This window comes from Variovorax cryoconiti, assembly GCF_051216395.1.
Taxonomy (GTDB): domain Bacteria; phylum Pseudomonadota; class Gammaproteobacteria; order Burkholderiales; family Burkholderiaceae_C; genus Variovorax.
This window is the reverse complement of the sequence record NZ_JBPJZI010000002.1, coordinates 236,637-258,884: the sequence shown is the minus strand read 5'-3', so window position 1 is coordinate 258,884 and position 22,248 is coordinate 236,637. Positions and strand designations below refer to the sequence as shown.

Below are 22,248 nucleotides of genomic sequence, written 5' to 3'. Positions count from 1 at the left end.
ATTAATTGAACTCTTCGTGATGATTCGGCGAGGGGGTGCGCCCAACAATCCGCCCCATGCACAGCGAATCCGCCACCACCGACTGCCCGCCGATCCACCCGGTGTGGATGCGTATCACCCACTGGCTCAACGCCCTGGCGGTGCTGGTCCTGGTGACCAGCGGCTGGCGCATCTACAACGCAGCGCCTTTCTTCCCCTTCGACATCCCGGCCGGGCTCACCCTCGGCGGTTGGCTGGGCGGCGCGCTGCAATGGCACTTCGCGGCGATGTGGCTGCTGGCGGCCAACGGCCTCGTCTACCTGGTGCTCAACATCGCCAGCGGTCGGCTGTTCGCCAAGTTCTTCCCCTTGTCGATCTCGGGCATCTGGCATGACGCCCTCGCCGCAATGCGCGGCCAGCTGTCGCACGCCGACCCGCGCCGCTACAACAGCGTGCAGCGGTTCGCCTACCTGTTCGTGATGCTCGACATCGTGCTGCTGGTGCTCTCCGGCCTGGTGCTGTGGAAGTCGGTGCAGTTCGCCGTGCTGCGCGATCTGCTCGGCGGCTACGAGTTGGCACGACGCATCCACTTCTTCGCGATGACCACCCTGGTCGCCTTCGTGGCCGTGCACCTGGTCATGGTGGCGCTCGTGCCCCGAACCCTGCTCTCGATGCTCGGCGGCCGCGCAGGTCGTACCCGAAAGACCGCCGCATGAAAATCCTCCGCCGCATCCCGCTCGTCGGTGTCGACAGCAGCGCTGCTCTGGCAGAAGCCCGCCAACTGATGGATCGCAAGATCGAACATCCCGCGCGCCGCGCCTTTCTCACGCGCTCGCTCACGATGGGCGGCCTGTCGCTGCTCACCGGCTGCAGCATCAGCGACAACGCGGGCGTCGAGGCCGCACTCAGCGCCATCTCGCGCTTCAACGACAAGGTGCAAGGCCTGATCTTCGATCCGAACCAGCTCGCGCCGACGTACCCGGAATCGATGATCACGCGGCCCTTTCCGTTCAACGCCTACTACGGCGAGAACGAGGTGCGCGAGGTCGACGAAACCAGCTACCGGCTGGAAGTCACCGGTCTGGTGGCGGACAAGCGCCGCTGGACGCTGCCCGAACTGCGCGCCATGCCGCAGCAGGACCAGGTCACGCGCCACATCTGCGTGGAAGGCTGGAGCGCCATCGGCAAATGGGGCGGCGTGCGCTTCGCCGATTTTCTGAAGCGCGTGGGCGCCGACACCAGCGCGAAGTTCGTCGGCTTCAAGTGCGCAGACGACTACTACACCAGCATCGACATGCCGACCGCGCTGCATCCGCAGACGCTGCTCACGCTGTCCTACGACGGCGAGCCTCTGCCGCCCAAGTACGGCTTCCCGATGAAGCTGCGCATGCCGACCAAGCTCGGCTACAAGAACCCGAAGCATATCCAGGCGATCTTCGTCACCAACACCAACCCTGGCGGCTACTGGGAAGACCAGGGCTACAACTGGTTCGGCGGGAGTTGAGCGCCCGCAAGGCTCAGCGCTGCTGGAACGTGAGGCCGGATTCATTTCGAACCGCGCCATTTTTCTTCGACAACGACTCTCTCACCCACTCATCAAGGACACCGAAATGAACAAGCTCACCACCACATTGCTCGCCACCTTCCTGGCCATTGGCTCGGTCTCGGCTTTCGCCGCCGACGAGATGAAGAAGGACGGCATGGCCAAGGACTCCATGGCCAAGGACGGCATGAAGAAGGATGGCATGCACAAGGATTCGATGGCGAAGGACGCCATGTCCAAGGATGCGATGAAGAAGGACGGCATGGCCAAGGATTCGATGTCGAAGGACTCGATGGCCAAGGACGGCATGAAGAAGTAAGTCCGGGCGCTCACGCGGCAAGGTGGCGCGGGTCGACTTCTGGACCTTCGGCTGCATCAACTGCCGACACGCCCTGCCCGACGTGCGCGAATGGCACCGCAAGTACAAAGACCAAGGCCTCGTCGTGGTCGGCGGGCGTGCGCACGGGTTCGACTATGAGAAAAGCATCAACAATGGGAAGCACGCGCTGAAGGATCTCGGCATCGAAGTGATTCAGCAACTGCTTGAAGAAGCACGCAAGGAGAGCAAACCGGTATGAACCCTTCGTCGAAATCAACTCCGCCCATGGCCACACGGCGGGCATTGCTGTCGCGTCGCCCCCTGCTCGCGCTGGGCGCCCTGGTCGTTGGCGCGGCTGTGTGGCACGCCATGCCCTCGTTCGCTGCCGAAGCAGCGGTCGTGATCCCGCCGCCCGCCCAAGACATTGCCGCCGCATCCAGTGCCGGTACAGAAACGGCTGTGTTCGCCGGGGGCTGCTTCTGGGGCGTGCAAGGCGTGTTCCAGCACGTCAAGGGCGTGAGCAATGCGGTCTCGGGCTATGCCGGCGGCGCGGCGAACACCGCCAAGTACGACGACGTCGGCATGGGCAACACAGGCCACGCCGAGGCCGTGCGCATCACCTATGACCCGAAGCAGGTGAGCTACGGAAAGTTGCTGCAGATCTACTTCTCGGTGGCACACAACCCGACAGAAGTGAACCGCCAGGGCCCGGACACCGGCACGCAGTACCGCTCCACGGTGTTTCCGACCAATGCCGAGCAGGCGCGCGTGGCAAAGAGCTACATCGCGCAGCTCGATAGCACCAAGGTGTTCGGCAAAAACATCGCGACCACGATCGAACCGGGCAAGGCCTTCTACCCCGCGGAGGCGTACCACCAGGACTTCCTGACGCGGCATCCGGACCATCCGTACATCGTGATCAACGACATCCCGAAGGTCGACAATCTCAAGCGGGTGTTCCCGGCGGTGTACCGCGCCAAACCTGCGCTGGTCGGCACTGGCGTCTGAGGCAGCCCGCATGAAAAAGGGCCGCATCGGCGGCCCTTCGCTGGCAGCGAGAGTGCTTCAGCCCGCCGGCGGTGGGCCGTACTCGTTGGACTCCGGTGCGCTCGGCTGCACCGCGAAGTACAGCAGCACGAGGTTCACCAGCGGGATGATCCCGATCAGCAGCCACCAACCGCTCTTGCCGATGTCGTGCAGGCGGCGCGCGCCGGCCGAAAGCATCGGCAGGATGAACGCGAGCACGACGATGAAGTACACATACTGGTGAATAAAGCTGCCCACCACCGCGAGCACGAGGTAGGCCAGGAAGAACCACCAGTACTCGGCGCGCGAAGCGCGTCCCGAAAAGTCCACGTACTTGGCAAAGCAGGTCGCAACGGCCTGTTGAAAATTCATGACAACTCCTCTTTTTTCGTTCCCATGGGAAGACCCCGAGCCATCATATCGGTGGGGATCGGGTCGCCGATGACAGGCGGCCCCGAGGCGTGCCCTGCGCTCAGCGCAGGCGCGTGAGCAACCCGGCCGTCGAAGCGTCCAGCCCCTTCGTATCGCCCGAGGCCAGCCGCGGCTCGATGTCCCTGGCGAGCACCTTGCCGAGTTCCACGCCCCACTGGTCGAAGCTGTTGATGCCCCACAGCGCACCGCTGGTGAACACGCGGTGTTCGTACATCGCGAGGAAGGCGCCGAGCGATTCGGGCGTGAGCTTCTCCAGCACGAAGAAGGTGCTGGGCCGATTGCCGGGAAAGTTCTTGTGGCCACCCGCATCGGCCTGGCCGACCATCAGCGCCTGCGCCTGCGCGAGCGCGTTGGCCAGCAGCTTGGGGTGGTGGCCCTCCAGGTCATGCGCCGCATCGCGCACCGCGACGAATTCCAGCGGCGTCACGTCGGTGCCCTGGTGCAGCATCTGGAAATAGGCGTGCTGGCCGTTGGTGCCGGGCTCGCCCCACAGCACGGGCGAGGTGCCGAAAGGCAACGCTTCGCCGCTGGCGTCGACCTGCTTGCCGTTGCTTTCCATCTCGAGCTGCTGCAGGTAGGCCGGCAGGCGCTTGAGCGCGCTGTGGTACGGCGCGATGCTGCGGCTGGTGAAGCCGTGAAAGTTGCGGTACCAGACGTCGAGCAGGCCGAGCCGCACCGGCAGGTTCTGCGCCAGTGGCGCGGTGCGGAAGTGCTCATCCATGGCGTGCGCGCCCGCGAGCAGCGCGCGGAAGCCCTCGGCGCCGATGGCCAGCGCGATCGGAAGCCCGATGGCCGACCACAGCGAGTAGCGCCCGCCCACCCAGTCCCAGAAGCCGAAGGTCTTCTCGATGCCGAAGGCGCGCGCGGCCTCGACGTTGGTCGTGAGCGCGGCGAAGTGGCGCGCCACGTCGACGCCGCCCGACTGCGCGAACCAGCGCTTGGCCGATTGCGCGTTGGCCATGGTCTCGGCGGTGTTGAAGGTCTTCGACGCAATGAGGAACAGCGTGTGCTCGGGCGCCAGGCCCTTGAGCACGCCGGCCAGCTCGTGGCCGTCGACATTCGAGACGAAATGGAAGCGCTTGCCCGGCGCGACGAATTCGTCGAGTGCCAGCACCGCCATCTGCGGCCCGAGGTCGGAGCCGCCGATGCCGATGTTCACCACATCGGTGATGGTGTGGTCGCCGCGGACCTGTTCCGCATACGCCAGCATCGCATCGAGGGTCGCGTGCACGTCGGCCAGCGCGGCCTTGTTGTGTGCGGCCACGGGGGCATCGGTCGGGGCGCGCAGCAGGAAGTGCATCACCGCGCGGTCTTCGGTGCGGTTGATCGGCTGGCCGGCGAACATCGCGTCGCGGTGCGCCTCCAGGCCCGATTCGCGGGCCAGCGCCAGCAGCAGCGCTTCGGTGCGCGCATCGATCAGGTTCTTCGACAGGTCGGCGAAGACGTGCGGCGCCGCCTTGCTGAAGGCGGCGAAGCGCGCATCACCGTCGGTCTCGAAGGCGGTGCGCAGGTCGAAGCCCCGGCCGGCCTCGGCGTAGTGCGCCTGCAGTTGCTTCCACGCCGCGGTACGGTCGCAGCGGACACCGGTTCGGGCGCTCATCGGACCTCCTGCATCAGCTTCTCGAGCTTGACCGCATCGGCCGCGAACGCGCGGATGCCTTCGGCCAGTTTCTCCGTGGCCATCGCGTCCTCGTTCAGCGCAAAGCGGAAGGCCGCCTCGTCGAGCGTGAGCTTCGGGATGTCGCGCGACTTCGCCGCGTCGGCGTCGAGCGCATGCGTCAGCGGCGCGTCGCTGGCGGCCAGCTCGGCCAGCAGGTCGGGGCTGATGGTGAGCAGGTCGCAACCGGCCAGTGCGGCGATCTGCCCGGTGTTGCGAAAGCTCGCGCCCATCACTTCGGTGGCGATGCCGTGGCGCTTGTAGTAGTCGAAGATCTGCCGCACCGACTGCACGCCGGGGTCGTTGGCGCCGCTGCGCGCGGCCTCGTCCCAGGCACTGCCGGCCGACTTCTTGTGCCAGTCGTAGATGCGCCCGACGAAGGGCGAGATGAGCTTCACCCCCGCCGCGCCGCAGGCCACGGCCTGCGCGAAGGCGAACAGCAGCGTGAGGTTGGTGTGGATGCCCTTCTGCTCCAGGATGCGCGCGGCCTCGATGCCTTCCCAGGTGGCGGCGATCTTGATCAACAGCCGTTGCTCGGGGTCGATGCCTTCCGCGCGGTACAGCGCCACGATGCGGTCGGCCCGCGCCACGGTGGCGGCGGTGTCGAAGCTCAGGCGGGCGTCCACTTCGGTCGACACGCGACCGGGGATGAGCGACAGGATCTCGGTGCCGAAGCGCACCAGCAGCCGGTCGATGACCTCGTCGACGGCGAGCCCGCGGTGCGTCTTCACCGCGTCGTCGAGCAGCGGCCGGTACTCCGGCTTCTGCACGGCCTTCAGGATGAGCGACGGGTTGGTCGTCGCGTCCTGCGGCTTGAACTGGGCGAGCTGGCGGAAGTCACCGGTGTCGGCGACCACGGTGGTCCATTGACGGAGGGCATCGAGTTGGTTCATGCCGGCCATTATCCCGTCCGGAAACTACAGGCCGTGTGGTCCATGGCTGACGGGCGAGGCGGGCCGGGGCGCCTACGCTCCAAGGCTGCATTTCTGGAGAAGCCCATGCCGAATCGCCGCCGCACGCCCCCCGCTCCCGCCCCCTTCGACGACCGCCGCTTCAGTGCGTCGATCGGCACGCTGGCCACCGCCTTCTGCGTGGGTGGCGTGCTGGCCCTCGCTGCCTTCGGCGTGGCACGCAGCGCGCGGGCTCATGCCCTCGCGGGCCCTGCCGACGGGGCGCCGCTGATGCGGGCGCCGTTGCAGGCGGTCGCGCCGGTCGACCTCAAGCGTTACGCGGGCATGTGGCACGAGCAGGCACGGCTGCCGAACCGCTTCCAGAAGCAATGCACCGGCCCGGTCACGGCCGAGTACACGCCGCTGGCCGACGGAACGATCGAAGTGCGCAACCGCTGCATCCTGGCGGACGGCAATTTCGAGGAAGCGGTGGGCAGCGCCCGCGTGGTGCCGGTCGCGGGCCAGCCCGGTGCCGGTCGGCTCGAGGTGCGCTTCGCGCCGTCGTGGCTCAGTTGGCTGCCGATGGCCTGGGGCGACTACTGGATTCTCAAGCTCGACCGCGACTACGAGGTGTCGCTGGTCGGGACGCCCGACCGCGATTACCTGTGGGTGCTGTCGCGTGACCCGGTGCTCGACGCGGCCACGCTCTACACCTACCTCGAGTACGCACGCAGTCTGGGCTTCGACGTCGACAAGGTGGTGCGCACCGTCGCTTCAGACTGAGGGCTGGTCGCGCGGCGCCAGATGCCGCGTGACCTGCGCGCCGAGACCCTTCGGCGTGGTGCAGTGAATGGCACGCCATCCCAGCGCCCTTGCCGCCTCGACATTGGCGGCCGTGTCATCGATGAAGAGCGTCTGCACCGGATCGAAGCCATGGCGCCAGGCCAGCAGTTCGTAGATCTCGCTGTTCGGCTTGATGAGCTTCACGTCGCCTGAAAACACGCCACCGTCGAACCACTGGAAGAACGACAGCCGCCGCTCCAGCGCCCGCGCATACGGCACCGGCATGTTCGACAGGTAGAACAGGCGCACGTCCTCGCCACTGTCGCGCCGTGCGCGAAGCTGGTCGAGCAGTTCGATGCTTTCAGGGATCGGGTCGAGCCGCTCGCCCAGCGGCGCGATCATGTCGTGCACCGCCGTTTCCGACAGGCCCAGGCGGCTTGCGCTGCGGGCCACCACCTCGTCGACGCTGCGGATGCCGCAGTCGAAGGCCAGCCAGTCCTCGTGGTGGAAGAAGGCCCTGGCCAGTGCCTGCGCAGCCTCCGGCGTCGGCGCGCGGTCCGGGAAATGCGCCTGAAGGAGCCGGGCCGGTTCCCAGGCCACCACCACCGCACCGAGATCGAAAACGACATTCATGGGTGCGATTGTTTCATGGCGCGTCGGCGCGGGCCGGGCCGCCGTGCGATAGGCCGGCGGCCGGTACCATCCGGGTGGCAAGCTTCGTGCTCGGCCCTCCTCCAACTCCACGGATTCCTTTTCCATGAGCTTCGACCTCGTTCTGTTCGGCGGCACCGGCGACCTGGCATGGCGCAAGCTGATGCCAGCCCTGTTCCAGGCCTTCCGCCACGGCAGCCTCCCCGAGGGCGGGCGCATCATCGGCGTGGCACGCGACGACCTGTCGGACGACCAGTACCGCGAGCTGATCGAATCGCGCTTCGCTGCGGTCGAAGGGGCCAAGCGCCCCAGCCCGGAGGAGTTCAAGAAGTTCGCCTCGATGCTCTACTTCCTGCGCATGGACCTGTCCAAGCCCGGGCACTACGCCCAGCTGGCCGACATGCTCAAGCGCCGCAACGCCGACACGGTGGTGATGTACGTGGCCACGGCGCCGGCGCTCTTCACGCAGGTGGTCGAGCAGATCGCGGCGGCCAACCTCAACACGCCGCGCACCCGCGTCGTGCTCGAGAAGCCGCTGGGCCACGACCTGGCGTCGAACCGTGCGATCAACGACGCGGTGCGCAAGGTGCTCAGCGAGAAGCAGGTCTTCCGCATCGACCACTACCTGGGCAAGCCCTCGGTGCAGAACCTCTTCGCGCTGCGCTTCGGCAATGCGCTGTTCGAGCCGATCTGGCGGCGCGAGCACATCGCCAACATCCAGATCACGATCGCCGAAGACCTGGGTGTGGAAAAGCGCGGCGCCTTCTACGACCAGACCGGCGCGCTGCGCGACATGGTGCAGAACCACGCGCTGCAGCTGGTCTGCGCCATCGCCATGGAGCCGCCGATCAACGCGCATGCCGACGCGCTGCGCGACGAAAAGCTGAAGGTGCTGCGCTCGCTCAAGCCCTGGACGCCCGAGACGCTGGGCCTGCACGCCATCCGCGGCCAGTACACGGCGGGCACGGCCTACGGCGAGCGCGTGCCGGGCTACCTGTCGGAAGCAGGCATCGACCCGCAGAGCCGCACCGAGACCTTCGTCGCGCTGCGTGCCGAGATCGCCAACTGGCGCTGGGCCGGCGTGCCTTTCTACATCCGCACCGGCAAGCGGCTCGCATCGCGCGACGCGCGCATCGAGGTGAACTTCCGCCCCACGCCGCATGCCATCTTCCGCGCGCCGACCGGCGCCGCGAACCGGCTGGTGATCAACCTGCAGCCTAAGGACGGGCTCGAGCTGCACCTGCTGTCGCAGGCGCAGAACAACCGCAAGCGCAGCAACGGCGACGCGACGCAGCCGCTGGCGCCGGTGCAGCTCGACCTCGATTTCGACAAGCGCTTCGGCAGCGAGCGCGTGGGTGCCTACGAGCGCCTGCTGCTGGACGTGATCGACGGCCGGCTCAACCTCTTCGTGCGCAGCGACGAGCAGGAAGAGGCCTGGCGCTGGGTCGAGCCGCTGATCGACAGCTGGTCGTCCGACGGCGTGCCGCGCCCGTACGCGGCCGGCACCTGGGGACCCAGCGCGTCGAGCGCGATGATCGCGCGCGACGGCTTCTCGTGGAGCGAGGAACAGTAGCCCGCAGACCCTGATTGGCCGAGGCTAGATCCGGCCTTCTTCCACTGCGTGGCAGGCTACCTTCACGCCGCGCAGCATCTGCAGCGGCGGGCGCTCGGCCTTGCAGCGCGCGTTGGCGTGCGGGCAGCGTGGGTGGAAGGTGCAGCCGGTCGGCGGGTTGAGCGGGTTCGGCACCTCGCCCTGCACCGGCGTGCGCGAACGGCCGGTGTGCTTCATCTGCGGAATGGCGTCGAGCAGCATCCGCGTGTACGGGTGCTGCGGCGAATCGAACAGCATGTTCTTGTCGGCCACCTCGACCAGGCGGCCGAGGTACATCACGCCGACCTGGTCCGCCACGTGCCGCACCACCGCGAGGTTGTGCGAGATGAAGAGGTAGGTCAGGCCCTGCTCGCGCTGCAGGTCCTTCATGATGTTGAGCACCTGCGCCTGCACGCTCACGTCGAGCGCCGAGGTCGGCTCGTCGCACACCAGGAACTCCGGCTGCGTGGCGAGCGCCCGCGCGATCGAGATGCGCTGGCGCTGGCCGCCCGAGAACTGGTGCGGGTACTTCGGCATGTCGAGCGGGCTCAGGCCGACCGACTGCAGCAACTCGCCCACGCGCTGCTTGAGCGCCGGGCCTTTCTGCAGGATGCCGTGTTCGCGCAGTGGCTCGCCGATGATGTCTTCCACGATCCAGCGCGGGTTCAGGCTCGCGTACGGGTCTTGGAAGATCATCTGGATGCGGCGGCGCAGCGTGCGGCCTTCGGGCGTCTTGAAGGCAGCGTGCGCGTCCTGGTTGTCGAACTGCATGCCGCCGCGCGTGGGGCCGTACAGGCCGACCATCAGGCGCGCGACGGTGCTCTTGCCGCAGCCCGATTCGCCGACCAGCGCCAGCGTCTTGCCGCGTTCGATCTCGAAGCTGACGCCGTCGACCGCGTTCAACAGCTGCTTCGGCTTGCGCTCGATCATGCGGTTGAGCCAGGGCGGCGAGACGTCGAAGGTCTTGGCGAGGTCGCGCACTTCGACCAGCGGCACGCCGGCCTGCGAGGCGTTCATCGTCGTCGTGGCGCTCATGCGGCAGCTCCCGTGCGGTGCAGCGCCGTGTGCGGGTCGTGCGCGTCGTGCAGCCAGCAGGCCGCGCGGGTGGCACCGGCATTGAGCAGGTCGGGCCGCTCCTGCGTGCAGCGCTCGAAGACGCGCGGGCAGCGCGGGTTGTAGGCGCAGCCGCGCGGAATGGCGTTCAGGCGGGGCATGGCACCGTCGATCTGGTTGAGGCGCTCGCGGTCGACCTCGATGTCGGGAATGGACGCCATCAGGCCCATCGTGTACGGGTGCGCCGGTTGATGAATCACCTCCTGCACCGGGCCGATCTCGGCGATGCGGCCGGCGTACAGCACAGCCACGCGGTCGCAGGTTTCGGCGATCACGCCCATGTCGTGGGTGATGAGCATCACGGCCGCACCGCGCTCCTTGCAGATGCGCTTGAGCAGTTGAATGATCTGCGCCTGGATCGACACGTCGAGCGCCGTGGTCGGCTCGTCGGCCACGATCAGCTTGGGCTCGGCCGCCAGCGCCAGCGCGATCACCACGCGCTGCCGCATGCCGCCGGAGAACTGGTGCGGGTAGTGGTCGATGCGCTGCTCGGCAGCCGGGATGCCGGTGTCCTGCAGCAGGCCGATCGCGCGGCGTCGCGCCTCGGCACCGTTCACCGGCAGGTGGGCCTGGATGGTTTCCACCAGTTGGCGGCCCACGGTGTAGAGCGGGTTCAGCGAGGTCAGCGGGTCCTGGAAGATCGCGCCGATCTTGCGGCCACGGATGTGGCGCATCTTGTCGTGCGAGAGCTGGTCGATGCGTTCGCCCTCGAGGCGGATCTCGCCGCCGGCGACGCGCCCCGGCGGCTCGAGCAGGCCGATGATGGCGGCGCCCGTCAGCGACTTGCCGGCACCGGACTCGCCCACCACGCCGAGGATCTCGCCCGGTGCGATGTCGAAGGAGATGTCGTCGAGCGCCCTTAGCGTGCCGCGGCGGCCGGGGAATTCGACGACCAGGTTCTGGACTTGGAGCAAGGGTTGGGTCATCAGCGAAGCCTCGGGTTGAGCGCGTCGCGCAGCCAGTCGCCCAGCAGGTTCACGCTGAGCGCGATGAGCACCAGCATCAGGCCGGGGAACACCGTCATCCACCATTCGCCGGAGAAGAGGTACTGGTTGCCGGTGCTGATCAGCGAGCCCAGCGACGGCGAGGTGGGCGGCACCCCGACGCCCAGGAAGGACAGCGTCGCCTCGGTGATGATCGCTGTCGCGATCTGGATGGTCGCCAGCACCATCACGGGGCCGGTCACGTTGGGCAGCACGTGGCGCAGCATGATGCGCATCGGCGCCACGCCGGTGACGCGCGCGGCCTGCACGTATTCCTTGTTGCGCTCGACCATGGTGGAGCCGCGCACCGTGCGCGCGTAGTCGACCCACTTGGTCAGCGAGATGGAGAAAATCAGCACGCCGAACGCGACCGTGGTGTCGGCGTTCGGGAACAGGGCCCGGCCGACGCCCGAGATGAGCAGCGCCACCAGGATCGGCGGGAAGGACAGCATCACGTCGCACAGACGCATCAGCGCCGAGTCGACCCAGCCGCCGCGGAAGCCGGCAATGAGCCCGAGCAAGGTGCCGACCGCGACCGAGAGAAACACCGACACGACGCCGACGATCAGCGAGATGCGCGCGCCGTAGATGACGGCCGAGAGAATGTCGCGCCCCTGGTCATCAGTGCCGAGCAGGTACTTCCTGCTGCCTTCGGGGTACCAGGCGGGCGGCAGGCGGGCGTCCATGAGCTCGAGCTTGGCCAGGTCGAACGGGTTGTGCGGCGACACCCATCCGGCAAAGGCCGCGCAGAAGATGCAGACGAACGCGATCACCGCCGCCACCATGGCGACGGGAGAGGTGCGGAAGCTGTAACCGACGTCGCTGTCGGCCCAGCGCGCGAGTGTTTTGATCATCGTGAGTGCTAAGAGGGCCGCTTCGCCTGCCCCATGGCGAGCGAAGCTAAGCCCGTTCGTGAAACGCCGCGGAACCGGCTCTGCCGGGCCGCTGGCGTTGCCCCCTAGAGGGGGAGTCCGGCGACACGCAGTGCGCCGGAGCCGGGGGTGGTTACTTGATGCTGATCCACTTGAAAGGCATGTAGTTGTCGGCCATCTGCACGAGCGACACCTTCTTGCTCACGCCCCAGGCCAGCGTCTGCTGGTGCAGCGGCAGGTGGCCGACGTCCGCAGTGTGCAGGTCGAAGGCTTCCTTGATCATCGCGTCGCGCTTGGGCTTGTCGGTTTCCGACTGGATCTTCTTGGTCAGTTCGTCGACCTTGGGATTGCAGTAAGCACCCAGGTTGAACTGACCAGCACCCGTCTTGTCGTCCGGGCAGGCCATCAGCGCAGTCAGCGCGTTGTGCGAGTCGTAGGTGCTCGGCGTCCAGCCCAGCAGGTAGAAGCTCGTGTCGCGGCGCAGGATCTTCGGGAAGTAGGTGCCCTTGGTCTCGGCAGCGAGGTTGATCTTCACACCGATGCGCGCGAGGTTGCCGGCGACGGCCTGGCAGATCTGGCCGTCGTTCACATAACGGTCGTTCGGGCAGTTCATCGTGACTTCGAAGCCCGTCGGATAGCCGGCATCGGCCAGCAGCTTCTTCGCGCCCTCGACGTCCAGCGGCAGGCGCTTGTCTTGCGCATCGCTCCAGCCATTGATGCCGGGGCCGACCATCAGGCCCGTGGGCCGCGATGCACCGCGCATCACGGTGCGCTGAATGCCGACGATGTCGATGGCCTGGTAGAAAGCCTGGCGAACACGCTTGTCCTTGAACGGGTTCTTGCCCTTCACGCTCGAATACAGCAGTTCGTCGCGCTTCTGGTCCATGCCCAGGAAGATGGTGCGCAGCTCGGGGCCGGCGATCACGCGGGCATTGGGGCTCGAGTTGATGCGGGCGATGTCCTGCACGGGCACCGGCTCCATCACGTCGATCTCGCCCGACACCAGGGCCGCGACCCGCGTCGCGGGGTTGGCGATCGGCGTGAAGATGATTTCCTGCGCGTTGCCCTCGATCTTGCCCCAGTAGGTGCCGTTGCGAACGAAGACGGTGCGCACGTTCGGCTGGCGCTCACGCACGCGGAACGGACCGGTGCCGTTGGCCTTGAACGAGGCCGTGTTCTCGATGCCCTTGCGGCGATCGACCGGAATGGTGGCCTTGTTCTCTTCGCACCACTTCTTGCTCATGATCATGAGTGTGGTGATGACGTCCGGCAGGATCGGGAACGGGCCCTTGGTCTCGATCTCCACGACATGGTCGCCGACCTTGCGCACTTCCTTGATGTCGGTCGTGTTGGACTTCAGGTCCGAACCTTCGCCGGCAGCGCGGGCGAAGCTGAAGAGCACGTCGTCGGCGGTGAAGGGCGTGCCGTCGTGGAACTGCACGTTCTTGCGCAGCTCGAAGCGCCAGACGGTCGGCGAGGTCTGCTTCCAGCTCGTGGCCAGCACCGGCGCCACGGACAGATCCTTGTTGCGGCCGACCAGGGTTTCATACACGTTGTTGGTCGTGCTCAGCTGCAGCGATTCGTTCAGCGAATGCGGGTCGAGCGACAGCGCGTCGCCCTGGTTGGCAATGCGGATGGTCTGTGCACCGACCGACAGGCTGGCCGCGCACAGCGCAGACAGGACAGCGGTGGCGAGCACGGTGGATTTGAACTTCATGGAAAGACTCCTGACTGCGTTGGAAAAAGGAAAATCAAGTCGCCTCGAGCGGCATGCCCTGCTCGGCCAGGCTGGCGTGCAAGGCCGCGCCAAGCGGCAGGATCTCGTCGTTGAAATCGTATCGGCTGTTGTGCAGCGAGGTGCTGCCGACGCCCCCGGCGCCGCCTTGCCCGATGCGCAGGTAGGCGCCCGGCTTGACCTGCAGCATGAACGAGAAATCTTCCGCACCCATGCTCGGCTCCATGTCGCGATCGACGTGCTCGGCGCCCACCAGGCGCTCGGCGACGTCGGCCGCGAAGGCCGCTTCGCGCGGTGTGTTGATGGTGGCCGGATAGATGCGGTCGTAGTGCACGCTGGCACTCGCGCCGAAGCCCAGCGCCACACCGCTGCACAGCTCGCTCAGGCGGCGCTCGATCAGGTCCTGCACCTCGGGGTTGAAGGTGCGCACGGTGCCCACGAGGGTCGCCTTGCCGGGGATCACGCTGAAGGCACCGAGGTCGCCCGCCTGCATCGCGACCAGGCTGAGCACGGCGCTGTCGATCGGCCGCACGTTGCGCGACACCAGGCTCTGCGCCGCGGTGATGATGTGCGCCGCCACCAGCACCGGATCGACCGTCTGGTACGCATGCGCGCCATGGCCGCCGCGGCCGGTGACGTCGATGGTGACCCGGTCGGCCGCCGCCATCATCGCGCCCATGTTGATGCCGACGGTGCCCGGCTTCATCGACGGCCAGTTGTGCATGCCGTAGACCGACTGCACCGGGAAGCGGTCGAACAGCCCGTCTTCGATCATCACGCGGGCGCCGGCAAAGCCTTCCTCGCCGGGCTGGAAGATGAGCACGGCGGTGCCGTCGAAGTTGCGCGTCTTGGCCAGGTAGCGGGCGGCACCGACCAGCATCGTCGTGTGGCCGTCGTGGCCGCAGCCGTGCATCAGGCCCTGCTTCGCCGATTTCCAGGTGAAGTCGTTGTGCTCCGTCATCGGCAGCGCGTCCATGTCGGCGCGCAGGCCGATCATGGCGCCTCGCGTGTCCTGCTGGCCGCGGATCACGGCGACGAAGCCGGTCTTGCCGATGCCTTCGTGGATCTCGTCCACGCCGCAGGCCCGCAAGGCCTCCTTCACGCGCGCCGCGGTGTAAACCTCTTCGAAGCCAAGCTCGGGATGTGCGTGCAGCTCACGCCGCAGGGCCGTGAGTTCGGAATGGAACTCGGCGATATGGGCGAACGCGCGGCCCGCCGGTCGGATGCGTACGGCCTGCATCAGTGCCCCCCGGCCTTGCCGACGCGCAGTCGCGGGTCGACCACAAAATAAAGCAGGTCGACCACGAGGTTGATGACGACGAAGATCAGCGCGATGAGGCAGAGATAGGCGGACATCACCGGGATGTCGGCGAAGGTCACGGCCTGGATGAAAAGCAGGCCCATGCCCGGCCACTGGAAGACACTCTCCGTGATGATCGCGAAGGCGATCAGGCCGCCCAGCTGCAGGCCGGTGATGGTCATCACCGGCACCAGCGTGTTCTTGAGCGCGTGGCCGAAGTGAATGGCGCGGTTGCTCAAGCCCCGTGCGCGCGCGAACTTGATGTAGTCGGTGCGCAGCACTTCGAGCATCTCGGCACGCACCAGCCGCATGATCAGCGTGAGCTGGAAGATGGCCAGCGTCACGGCCGGCAGCACCAGGTGATGCCAGCCATCGCGCGTGAAGAGCCCGCTGCTCCACCAACCGATCTGCACGGTGTCGCCACGCCCGAAGCTGGGGAACCAGCCCAGGTGCACGGCAAACACGAGGATCAACAGGATGCCGATAAGGAAGGTCGGGAGCGAAACGCCCAACAACGACATCGTCATGAAGAACTGGCTCATGAAGGTGCCACGACGCAGCGCCGTGTAGACGCCCATCGGAATGCCGATGGCCAGCGCCAGAACGGCGGCTACCAACGCCAGCTCGAGCGTGGCCGGGAAGCGCTCGCCGATCAGCCGGGACACCTTGGCGCCTTGCCGAAGGCTCAGGCCGAACTCACCTTGCACGGCATTGGAGAGGAAGTGCCAGAACTGCACGAAGAAGGGCCGGTCGAGGCCCAGATCGGCACGGAGCTGGTTGATCTGCTCAGGCCGGGCATCCTGACCCAGAAGGAAGACGACAGGGTCGCCGACATACTGGAACAGCAGGAAGGAGATGAATGCCACCACGACCAGCACGATCGCGGCCTGGAACAGGCGACGGAGAACAAAAGCAAGCATTCAGGGAGCGCGTTCCAACAAAAGGGAAGAAGGAATCCTAACGAGCAAGCGCCATGCCCGCCCCCGGGTCAAGCGCGGTTGACAAGCGCAAGCTGTTGCGGTGCGCATGCACCATTGTGGGAGCACGCCTTCACATGCGTGCAGGCATAAAAAAAGTCGCCCGACTTTCGCCGGGCGACCTTGGGTTCTTCAACCAAAGCTGGCCGAGGCCAGCCAGGGATTAGAACGAGTGACGCAGACCGAATTCGTAGCCGTTCGAGCTCTTGGCTTCGCCGGTAGCGAAACCAACGCTGGACGCGCCAGTGGTCGCTGCTTGAGCATTGCCTTGATTCAGGTTGGTCGCAGTAACGATACGCGAGCCATCCTTGTTCGAGGTGTGAGCCACGGTGGCGTACAGCGCGGTGCGCTTCGACAGGTTGTGCACATAACCCAGAGCGAACTTCGTCGCACGCGGATCGTCGCCGGCGCCGTCGAGGCTGTAGCGAGCTTGGCCGACGCTGGCGCGGATCAGGCCAGGGCCCACCGGTGCGGTCGCACCGAGCAGCCAGCCGTTGATCTTCGGCTTGGTCGTGCCGGCGGTGGTTTCGGATTCGTTACGAACTTGCGACAGTTCGCCGAACAGCTTCACAACGCCGAGGTCGTAGGAAGCGCCCAGGTTGATCGTCTTAACCTTGTTTTCCAGGGCGCCCACTGCGAGCGAGCCCGGCGTGGTCAACACGCCGGCAGCGTTAAACGCGGCGGGCACTGCTGCTGCAGCTGCGCGATCCACAACCTTGCTCTGACCATAGGCGAGGGCGACGTCCAGCGGGCCATTGGCGTAGCCGAAGCGACCACCAGCGTAACGACCTTGCTGCGAGTTGAAGCCGTTGTTCGTCTGCACGTTCTCGTCGAAACCGTACATCGCTTGACCGTAGAAACCACCCAGGTTCGGCGGCAGGAAGTAGCCAACGCTGTTGCTCGAACGCGTGTAAGCCGGATCAGCCGGGTGAGCCATGTTGATGATGTTGGTGCCAACACCGTTGGTGCCGAACGGATCGAACGTGGTGTCGTTCCAGAACGTAGGCGTGAAGTCACGACCCAGACGGATTTCACCGAAGCCACCCGACAAGCTCACCGTCGAACGGCGGTTGAAGAAGGCGGCGTTGGAGATCGTGCCGTTGTCGTTGCCCAGGGGGGCTTCGAGCCAGAAACCAGCAGCCAGACCACCACCGAGGTCTTCCGTGCCACGGAAGCCCAGACGGCTCGAGTTGTAACCCGAGTTCGACAGGCCGTATTGGCTTTGCTTGACGCTACCGGTCGCGGTGTTCGTCTTTGCGTCGGTGTAGCTGATGCCAGCGTCAACGATACCGAACAGGGTGACCGACGACTGAGCCGAGGCGGCACCGGCAGCAGCCAGGACAGCCAGAGCAACTAGGGATTTTTTCATTGCAAGTTTCTCCAAGGTTAAACATAGGGCTCCGGTGCAGAGGGCTCACTGTGCTGGACACTTTGTGCTCCCACCGGACCCCGGGCCAACCTCCTTTTGGGAAGTTGTAGCTATTGCACCAGAGCCGTCGCAGCAGAGCAAAAGAATTCACTTGAAATGTCGAAAGGGCCGGCTGTTTCGTTGCAGAGCCGCAACAGGCGCCGCGGCGGCCCCATGCGCTGCGGAAAAGCCGCGCATCAAGCTGGCAGGCGTGCACAGGTCAGAATGACGGCATGCCTTTCTCGCCCGATTCGATGCTGATCGCCGCCGATGCCGCCTTGCGGACCCTGTTTGCCAAGCCGCACGCCAACCGGCCGCCCCCACTGCCCAGCGGCCCACCTGGCAAGCTGAGCGACGCCGATCGAAAGGAGGCCGGCGCCCTGATGCGTGTGAACCATGTGGGCGAGGTCTGCGCCCAGGCGCTCTACACCGCCCAAGCCGCTGCGACACGGGACCCGGCCCTGCGGGCGCACCTCATGGCGGCCTCCGACGAAGAAACGGACCATCTGGCCTGGACCCGACAGCGGCTGGACGAACTGGGCGCCCACCCTTCTCGCCTCAACCCGCTCTGGTACGCCGGCGCCTTCGGTCTGGGCCTGGTGGCCGGGCGGCTGGGTGACCGGGTGAGCCTCGGCTTCGTTGCGGAAACCGAACGTCAGGTGGAAGCCCATCTCGACGGGCACATGGCCAAGCTGCCGGCGGGCGACACCGCATCGCGCGCGGTGGTCGCGCAAATGAAGCTCGATGAAGCCCGCCATGCGGCCGAGGCCCGAGACGCGGGCGGACTCGAACTGCCGCCGCCCGTTAAAGCGCTGATGCGCATGGCGGCGCGGGTCATGACGACCGTCGCGCACCGCGTCTGAGCGACGCCGTCAGAGCTCGACGAGGTCGAAGCTGGTGGTGATGTCCGCCATCTTGCCGAGCATGATGCTGGCCGAGCAGTAGGTCTCGTGGCTGAGGGCGATCGCCCGTTCGACGGCCGCCGGTGGGATGCCCTTGCCCGCCACCGTGAAGTGCATGTGGATCTTGGTGAACACTTTTGGATCCGTTTCGGCCCGCTCGCTCGTCAGCTTGACGCTGCAGCGCTCGACCTGGTGGCGGCCGCGCTTGAGGATGAGCACCACGTCGTAGGCCGTGCAGCCGCCAGTGCCCGCCAGCACGGTTTCCATCGGCCGCGGCGCCAGGTTGCGGCCGCCGTTCTGTGGCTTGGCGGCATCGGGCGCGCCGTCCATGACCAGGACGTGGCCGCTGCCGGTCTCGGCCACGAAGCCCATGGACGAATCGGTTCCGGCGTTGCCGGTCCAGCTGACTGTGCATTCCATATGTGTGCGAACTCCAAGAAGAAAACCGTGCGCTGCGCACAGATGGCGCTGCGATCTGTGTGGGAAAAGCATCACCGCTTGTTGCATTGCAACAAACAGTCGATATACTTTATTTCATCGCGCACTTTCCGGAGTGCGCACCGGTTGTCTCCTCCACCCTCTCAATTGGTGGATTTAGCCCCGAGTCGCAAGACTCGGGGCTTTTTTCTTTGGCGCCTGATCTGGGGGCCTCTCTATCATCGGCACCCGATGCCCACGCCCACCACGCCCCTCACCCCCGCCGACTACCTCAAGCGCATCCTCACGGCACGCGTCTACGACGTGGCCGTCGAGTCCGCACTCGAACCGGCGCGCGCGCTCAGCGCCCGGCTGAACAACACGGTGCTGCTCAAGCGCGAAGACCAGCAACCGGTGTTCAGCTTCAAGCTGCGCGGCGCCTACAACAAGATGGCGAAGCTCACGCCGGCCCAGCTGGCGAACGGCGTCATCTGCGCCTCCGCGGGCAACCATGCGCAGGGCGTGGCGCTCAGCGCGCGCACCCTGGGCACCCGCGCCGTGGTCGTGATGCCGGTGACCACCCCGCAGCTGAAGGTCGACGCGGTGCGCGCGCTCGGCGGCGATGTCGCACTGTTCGGCGACAGCTACTCCGACGCCTACGGCCACGCGCTGGAACTGCAGCAGGCCCAGGGCCTGACCTTCGTCCACCCGTTCGACGACCCCGATGTGATCGCCGGCCAGGGCACCATCGCGATGGAGATCCTGCGGCAACACCAGGGCCGGCTCGACGCCGTGTTCGTCGCGATCGGGGGCGGCGGATTGATCTCGGGCGTGGCGAACTACATCAAGGCGGTGCGCCCCGAGATCAAGGTGATCGGCGTCCAGATGAACGACTCCGACGCGATGATGCAGTCGGTGGCGGCGCACGAACGCATCACCCTGTCCGACGTCGGCCTGTTTTCCGACGGCACCGCGGTCAAGCTGGTCGGCGAGGAAACCTTCCGCATCGCGCGCGACCTGGTGGACGAATTCGTCACCGTCGACACCGACGCGGTCTGCGCCGGCATCAAGGACGTCTTCATCGACACGCGCAGCATCGTCGAGCCGGCCGGCGCCCTGGCCGTCGCGGCGATCAAGCAGTACGTCGAGACGCACGGCACGCGCGGCGAAACCTACGCGGCGATCCTCTGCGGCGCCAACATGAACTTCGACCGGCTGCGCTTCGTGGCCGAGCGCGCGGAAGTCGGCGAGGAACGCGAGGCGCTGTTCGCCGTGACCATTCCGGAGGCGCGTGGCAGCTTCCGCCGCTTCTGCGAACTGGTGGGCCAACTGCCCGGCGCGTCGCGCAACGTCACCGAATTCAACTACCGCATCAGCGACGCGAAGGAAGCGCACGTCTTCGTCGGCCTCACGACAACCGTGCGCGGCGAGTCGACGACCATCGCGCAGACCTTCGTGGCGCAGGGCTTCGGCGCCATCGACCTGACGCACGACGAGCTCGCCAAGGAGCACATCCGCCACATGGTCGGTGGCCGCACCGGCCTCGCGCACGACGAGCGCCTGCTGCGCTTCGTCTTCCCGGAGCGGCCGGGTGCCTTGTTGAAGTTCCTGAGCCTGATGCGGCCGAACTGGAACATCAGCCTGTTCCACTACCGCAACCAGGGCGCCGACTACGGTCGCATCCTGGTCGGGTTGCAGGTGCCTGCGAGCGACCACGGCGCCTTCGAGGACTTCCTCAAGACGCTGGGCTATCCGTACGTGGAAGAGACCGGCAACCCGGCCTACCGCCTGTTCCTGCAGGCCTGAGCCTGCAGGCCGGAAGGTTCAGCTGCCCGCGGTGACCGGCGTCGGCGCGGCCGGAATCGCCATCGGGCGCACCGGCAGTTGCAAGGTGAGCGCCGTCGGGCCGTCGAAGCTGCCCCCCAGCGCCGCACTGCGCGGACCGACCGACTGCAGCACGAAGCCCTCGACCAGCATGCTGCCGACCCGGAAGGGCCGCGCGGGCTTGCCGTCCACGGCGATCAGCGCCGCGCCTTGCTGCGCGGTGTCGGCCACCACGCCCAGCAAGGAGAAGCGGCTCGCGGCCTCGGGCGCGGCAGCGACCTCGGTCTTTGCCGTGACCACGCCGAACATGCGCGCGACGGCAGCCGGGTCGATGGACGCTGCCGGGGCGCGCGCCACAGGCGGTGGCACCATCGCATCGGCCGGCGCCGCCAGCCGCAAGCCCCAGAACACGACACTCGCCGCGGCCAGGGCCCAGAGGCCCAGCGTGGTGGTGGCCACGGGCCAGCGCGGAGAAGCGTAGGGAAGCGTCATGAGGGCGGATTATCATGCAGCCAACGCCCCCGAAGGCGACAACACCATGTCAGCAGACGACAGCCACCACTTGCCCATGCCATCCTCCCGCCGCCCCCTCGCACGCGCTTTGCAACGCGGCTTCACGCTCATCGAACTGATGGTGGTGCTCGTCATCATCGGCGTGCTGGCCGCGCTGATCGTGCCCAACGTGATCGGCCGCGCCGACGACGCGCGCGCCACCGCCGCCAAGACCGACGTCAACAACCTGATGCAGGCGCTGAAGCTCTACCGGCTCGACAACCAGCGCTACCCGACGGCGGAGCAGGGCCTGCAGGCGCTGCTGGCGCGGCCGACCAACGGCCCGGCCGCGCCCAACTGGAAACCCTACGTCGAGAAACTGCCGAACGACCCGTGGGGCCGCCCCTACCAGTACCTGAACCCGGGCATCAAGGGCGAGATCGACGTGCTCTCGCTCGGCGCCGACGGGCAGCCGGGCGGCGAAGGCAACAATGCCGACATCGGCAGCTGGCAATAAACATCCCTGGGCTGCCGGCGCCGCGACACGACGCCGTCGCGCCGGCTTCACGCTGCTCGAACTGCTGGTGGTGATTGCCATCATCGCCATGGCCACGGCCGGCGTCGGCCTGGCCTTGCGCGATTCCGGCCAGGTGACGCTCGACCGCGAGGCGGACCGGCTGTCGGCCCTGCTCGAATCGGCCCGCGCGCAGTCGCGCACCAGCGGCACCGTCGTGCTTTGGCGGCCGACGCCGCAGGGCCCGCGCGCCTTCGTCTTCGACGGCCTACCGCCGGGCACGCTGCCGAGCGACTGGCTGGCCGAGGGCATCAGCGCGCAACCAGCAACCGCCGACGGCCGGCTCCTGCCAGCGCTGCAACTGGGGCCGGAACCGATCATCGCGCCGCAACAGGTGCTGCTGACCAGCGACACCCTGCCGGTGCGCACGCTACGCATCGCCACCGACGGCCTGCGCCCCTTTGCCGTAGTCGCGCCATGACGCGCCGCGCCGCCGGCTTCACGCTGATCGAGGTGCTCGTCGCGCTGGCCATCGTCGCCATTGCGCTGGCCGCAGGCACGCAGGCCACGTCGGCGCTCACCCGCAATGCGCAGCGCCAGACCGACGTGATGCTGGCGCAGCTCTGCGCCGAGAACGAGCTGACCAAGGCGCGGCTCGCGCGCCAGATGCCAGCGGTCGGCACCGGCACCGTGCTGTGCACGCAGGCCAACGTGGCCTTCACGGTGGCCGTGTCGACCACGCAGACGCTCAACCCCAACTTCCGCCGCGTCGACGTGCGCGTGCGCGATGCGGCGGAGGCGCAGATCCTTCAGGTCTCGACCGTGGTAGGACGCTACTGA

Annotated in this window: 25 protein-coding genes; 12 read left to right on the top strand and 13 right to left on the bottom strand. The window is 66.9% G+C overall.

The window, feature by feature from the left end; genetic code table 11:
- Positions 1-56: 56 nt before the first annotated feature.
- The 5 genes from ACSFA2_RS05955 (at position 57) to msrA (ending at position 2,849) form a co-directional block, all read left to right on the top strand.
- Positions 57-695, top strand: coding sequence for a cytochrome b/b6 domain-containing protein (locus ACSFA2_RS05955; RefSeq protein ID WP_435454397.1), 639 nt, complete (start codon positions 57-59; stop codon positions 693-695).
- Entirely contained in the window at positions 692-1,483 is a 792-nt protein-coding gene (locus ACSFA2_RS05950; protein ID WP_435454396.1) for a molybdopterin-binding protein, read from the top strand. The genes ACSFA2_RS05955 and ACSFA2_RS05950 overlap by 4 nt, the downstream gene beginning before the upstream one ends.
- A 106-nt stretch (positions 1,484-1,589) precedes the next feature.
- Positions 1,590-1,841 (top strand): pentapeptide MXKDX repeat protein, encoded by a 252-nt coding sequence (locus tag ACSFA2_RS05945; protein WP_435454395.1) that lies wholly within the window; start codon positions 1,590-1,592, stop codon positions 1,839-1,841.
- A gap of 22 nt (positions 1,842-1,863) precedes the next feature.
- The gene (locus ACSFA2_RS05940) at positions 1,864-2,100 is read left to right on the top strand and encodes a thioredoxin domain-containing protein (RefSeq protein ID WP_435454394.1); all 237 of its coding nucleotides are present in this window, start codon (positions 1,864-1,866) and stop codon (positions 2,098-2,100) included.
- Between the two features lie 26 nt (positions 2,101-2,126).
- Positions 2,127-2,849: a peptide-methionine (S)-S-oxide reductase MsrA gene (gene msrA / locus ACSFA2_RS05935; RefSeq protein WP_435454393.1), complete on the top strand. Its 723-nt coding sequence runs from the start codon at positions 2,127-2,129 to the stop codon at positions 2,847-2,849.
- Positions 2,850-2,906: 57 nt separating this feature from the next.
- On the opposite strand, the gene ACSFA2_RS05930 is transcribed toward msrA, so the two are convergent.
- The 3 genes from ACSFA2_RS05930 to tal all read right to left on the bottom strand — a co-directional run bounded on the left by ACSFA2_RS05930 (position 2,907) and on the right by tal (position 5,849).
- A complete protein-coding gene (locus tag ACSFA2_RS05930) occupies positions 2,907-3,239 on the bottom strand; it encodes a DUF805 domain-containing protein (protein WP_435454392.1) in 333 nt (110 codons plus the stop codon).
- A gap of 100 nt (positions 3,240-3,339) precedes the next feature.
- Complete coding sequence (gene pgi, locus ACSFA2_RS05925; RefSeq protein WP_435454391.1) at positions 3,340-4,899, bottom strand: glucose-6-phosphate isomerase; 1,560 nt, start codon at positions 4,897-4,899, stop codon at positions 3,340-3,342.
- Positions 4,896-5,849, bottom strand: coding sequence for a transaldolase (gene tal / locus ACSFA2_RS05920; protein ID WP_435454390.1), 954 nt, complete (start codon positions 5,847-5,849; stop codon positions 4,896-4,898). The genes pgi and tal overlap by 4 nt, the downstream gene beginning before the upstream one ends.
- A gap of 105 nt (positions 5,850-5,954) precedes the next feature.
- Here tal and ACSFA2_RS05915 point away from each other — a divergent pair, with 105 nt between their 5' ends.
- Positions 5,955-6,629 carry a lipocalin family protein gene (locus ACSFA2_RS05915; RefSeq protein WP_435454389.1) on the top strand — a complete coding sequence of 225 codons (675 nt, stop codon included), beginning with the start codon at positions 5,955-5,957 and terminating at the stop codon, positions 6,627-6,629.
- Here ACSFA2_RS05915 and ACSFA2_RS05910 read toward each other — a convergent pair.
- On the bottom strand, positions 6,621-7,262 hold the full coding sequence (locus tag ACSFA2_RS05910; protein ID WP_435454388.1) for an HAD family hydrolase: 642 nt from the start codon (positions 7,260-7,262) through the stop codon (positions 6,621-6,623). The genes ACSFA2_RS05915 and ACSFA2_RS05910 overlap by 9 nt on opposite strands.
- A gap of 124 nt (positions 7,263-7,386) precedes the next feature.
- Here ACSFA2_RS05910 and zwf point away from each other — a divergent pair, with 124 nt between their 5' ends.
- Positions 7,387-8,853, top strand: a complete 1,467-nt coding sequence (zwf, locus tag ACSFA2_RS05905) for a glucose-6-phosphate dehydrogenase (RefSeq protein WP_435454387.1) — start codon at positions 7,387-7,389, stop codon at positions 8,851-8,853.
- Between the two features lie 24 nt (positions 8,854-8,877).
- On the opposite strand, the gene ACSFA2_RS05900 is transcribed toward zwf, so the two are convergent.
- The 7 genes from ACSFA2_RS05900 to ACSFA2_RS05870 form a co-directional block, all read right to left on the bottom strand.
- Positions 8,878-9,906: an ABC transporter ATP-binding protein gene (locus ACSFA2_RS05900; protein ID WP_435454386.1), complete on the bottom strand. Its 1,029-nt coding sequence runs from the start codon at positions 9,904-9,906 to the stop codon at positions 8,878-8,880.
- Positions 9,903-10,910: an ABC transporter ATP-binding protein gene (locus tag ACSFA2_RS05895; protein WP_435454385.1), complete on the bottom strand. Its 1,008-nt coding sequence runs from the start codon at positions 10,908-10,910 to the stop codon at positions 9,903-9,905. The genes ACSFA2_RS05900 and ACSFA2_RS05895 overlap by 4 nt, the downstream gene beginning before the upstream one ends.
- Entirely contained in the window at positions 10,910-11,821 is a 912-nt protein-coding gene (locus ACSFA2_RS05890) for an ABC transporter permease (RefSeq protein WP_435454384.1), read from the bottom strand. Before ACSFA2_RS05890 ends, ACSFA2_RS05895 begins: the two co-directional genes overlap by 1 nt.
- Positions 11,822-11,972: 151 nt before the next feature.
- On the bottom strand, positions 11,973-13,556 hold the full coding sequence (locus tag ACSFA2_RS05885) for an ABC transporter substrate-binding protein (protein WP_435454383.1): 1,584 nt from the start codon (positions 13,554-13,556) through the stop codon (positions 11,973-11,975).
- 34 nt (positions 13,557-13,590) lie between these two features.
- Complete coding sequence (locus ACSFA2_RS05880; protein ID WP_435454382.1) at positions 13,591-14,814, bottom strand: M20 aminoacylase family protein; 1,224 nt, start codon at positions 14,812-14,814, stop codon at positions 13,591-13,593.
- Complete coding sequence (locus ACSFA2_RS05875) at positions 14,814-15,794, bottom strand: ABC transporter permease (RefSeq protein WP_435454381.1); 981 nt, start codon at positions 15,792-15,794, stop codon at positions 14,814-14,816. Before ACSFA2_RS05875 ends, ACSFA2_RS05880 begins: the two co-directional genes overlap by 1 nt.
- 220 nt (positions 15,795-16,014) lie before the next feature.
- Entirely contained in the window at positions 16,015-17,220 is a 1,206-nt protein-coding gene (locus tag ACSFA2_RS05870) for a porin (protein WP_435454380.1), read from the bottom strand.
- 272 nt (positions 17,221-17,492) lie between these two features.
- On the opposite strand from ACSFA2_RS05870, the gene coq7 reads away from it, so the two are divergent.
- Entirely contained in the window at positions 17,493-18,122 is a 630-nt protein-coding gene (coq7, locus tag ACSFA2_RS05865; protein WP_435454379.1) for a 2-polyprenyl-3-methyl-6-methoxy-1,4-benzoquinone monooxygenase, read from the top strand.
- Positions 18,123-18,131: 9 nt separating this feature from the next.
- On the opposite strand, the gene ACSFA2_RS05860 is transcribed toward coq7, so the two are convergent.
- Entirely contained in the window at positions 18,132-18,581 is a 450-nt protein-coding gene (locus ACSFA2_RS05860) for an OsmC family protein (RefSeq protein WP_435454378.1), read from the bottom strand.
- 249 nt (positions 18,582-18,830) lie between these two features.
- On the opposite strand from ACSFA2_RS05860, the gene ilvA reads away from it, so the two are divergent.
- The gene (ilvA, locus tag ACSFA2_RS05855) at positions 18,831-20,384 is read left to right on the top strand and encodes a threonine ammonia-lyase, biosynthetic (RefSeq protein WP_435454377.1); all 1,554 of its coding nucleotides are present in this window, start codon (positions 18,831-18,833) and stop codon (positions 20,382-20,384) included.
- Between the two features lie 18 nt (positions 20,385-20,402).
- Here the strand turns inward: ilvA and ACSFA2_RS05850 are convergent, their stop codons facing one another.
- On the bottom strand, positions 20,403-20,894 hold the full coding sequence (locus ACSFA2_RS05850) for a type II secretion system protein N (RefSeq protein ID WP_435454376.1): 492 nt from the start codon (positions 20,892-20,894) through the stop codon (positions 20,403-20,405).
- Between the two features lie 76 nt (positions 20,895-20,970).
- Here ACSFA2_RS05850 and gspG point away from each other — a divergent pair, with 76 nt between their 5' ends.
- The 3 genes from gspG to gspI are packed head-to-tail and all read left to right on the top strand — an operon-like array spanning position 20,971 to position 22,248.
- Positions 20,971-21,411, top strand: a complete 441-nt coding sequence (gspG, locus tag ACSFA2_RS05845) for a type II secretion system major pseudopilin GspG (RefSeq protein ID WP_435454375.1) — start codon at positions 20,971-20,973, stop codon at positions 21,409-21,411.
- Positions 21,386-21,889, top strand: a complete 504-nt coding sequence (locus ACSFA2_RS05840; protein WP_435454374.1) for a prepilin-type N-terminal cleavage/methylation domain-containing protein — start codon at positions 21,386-21,388, stop codon at positions 21,887-21,889. Before gspG ends, ACSFA2_RS05840 begins: the two co-directional genes overlap by 26 nt.
- The gene (gene gspI, locus ACSFA2_RS05835; protein WP_435454373.1) at positions 21,886-22,248 is read left to right on the top strand and encodes a type II secretion system minor pseudopilin GspI; all 363 of its coding nucleotides are present in this window, start codon (positions 21,886-21,888) and stop codon (positions 22,246-22,248) included. The genes ACSFA2_RS05840 and gspI overlap by 4 nt, the downstream gene beginning before the upstream one ends.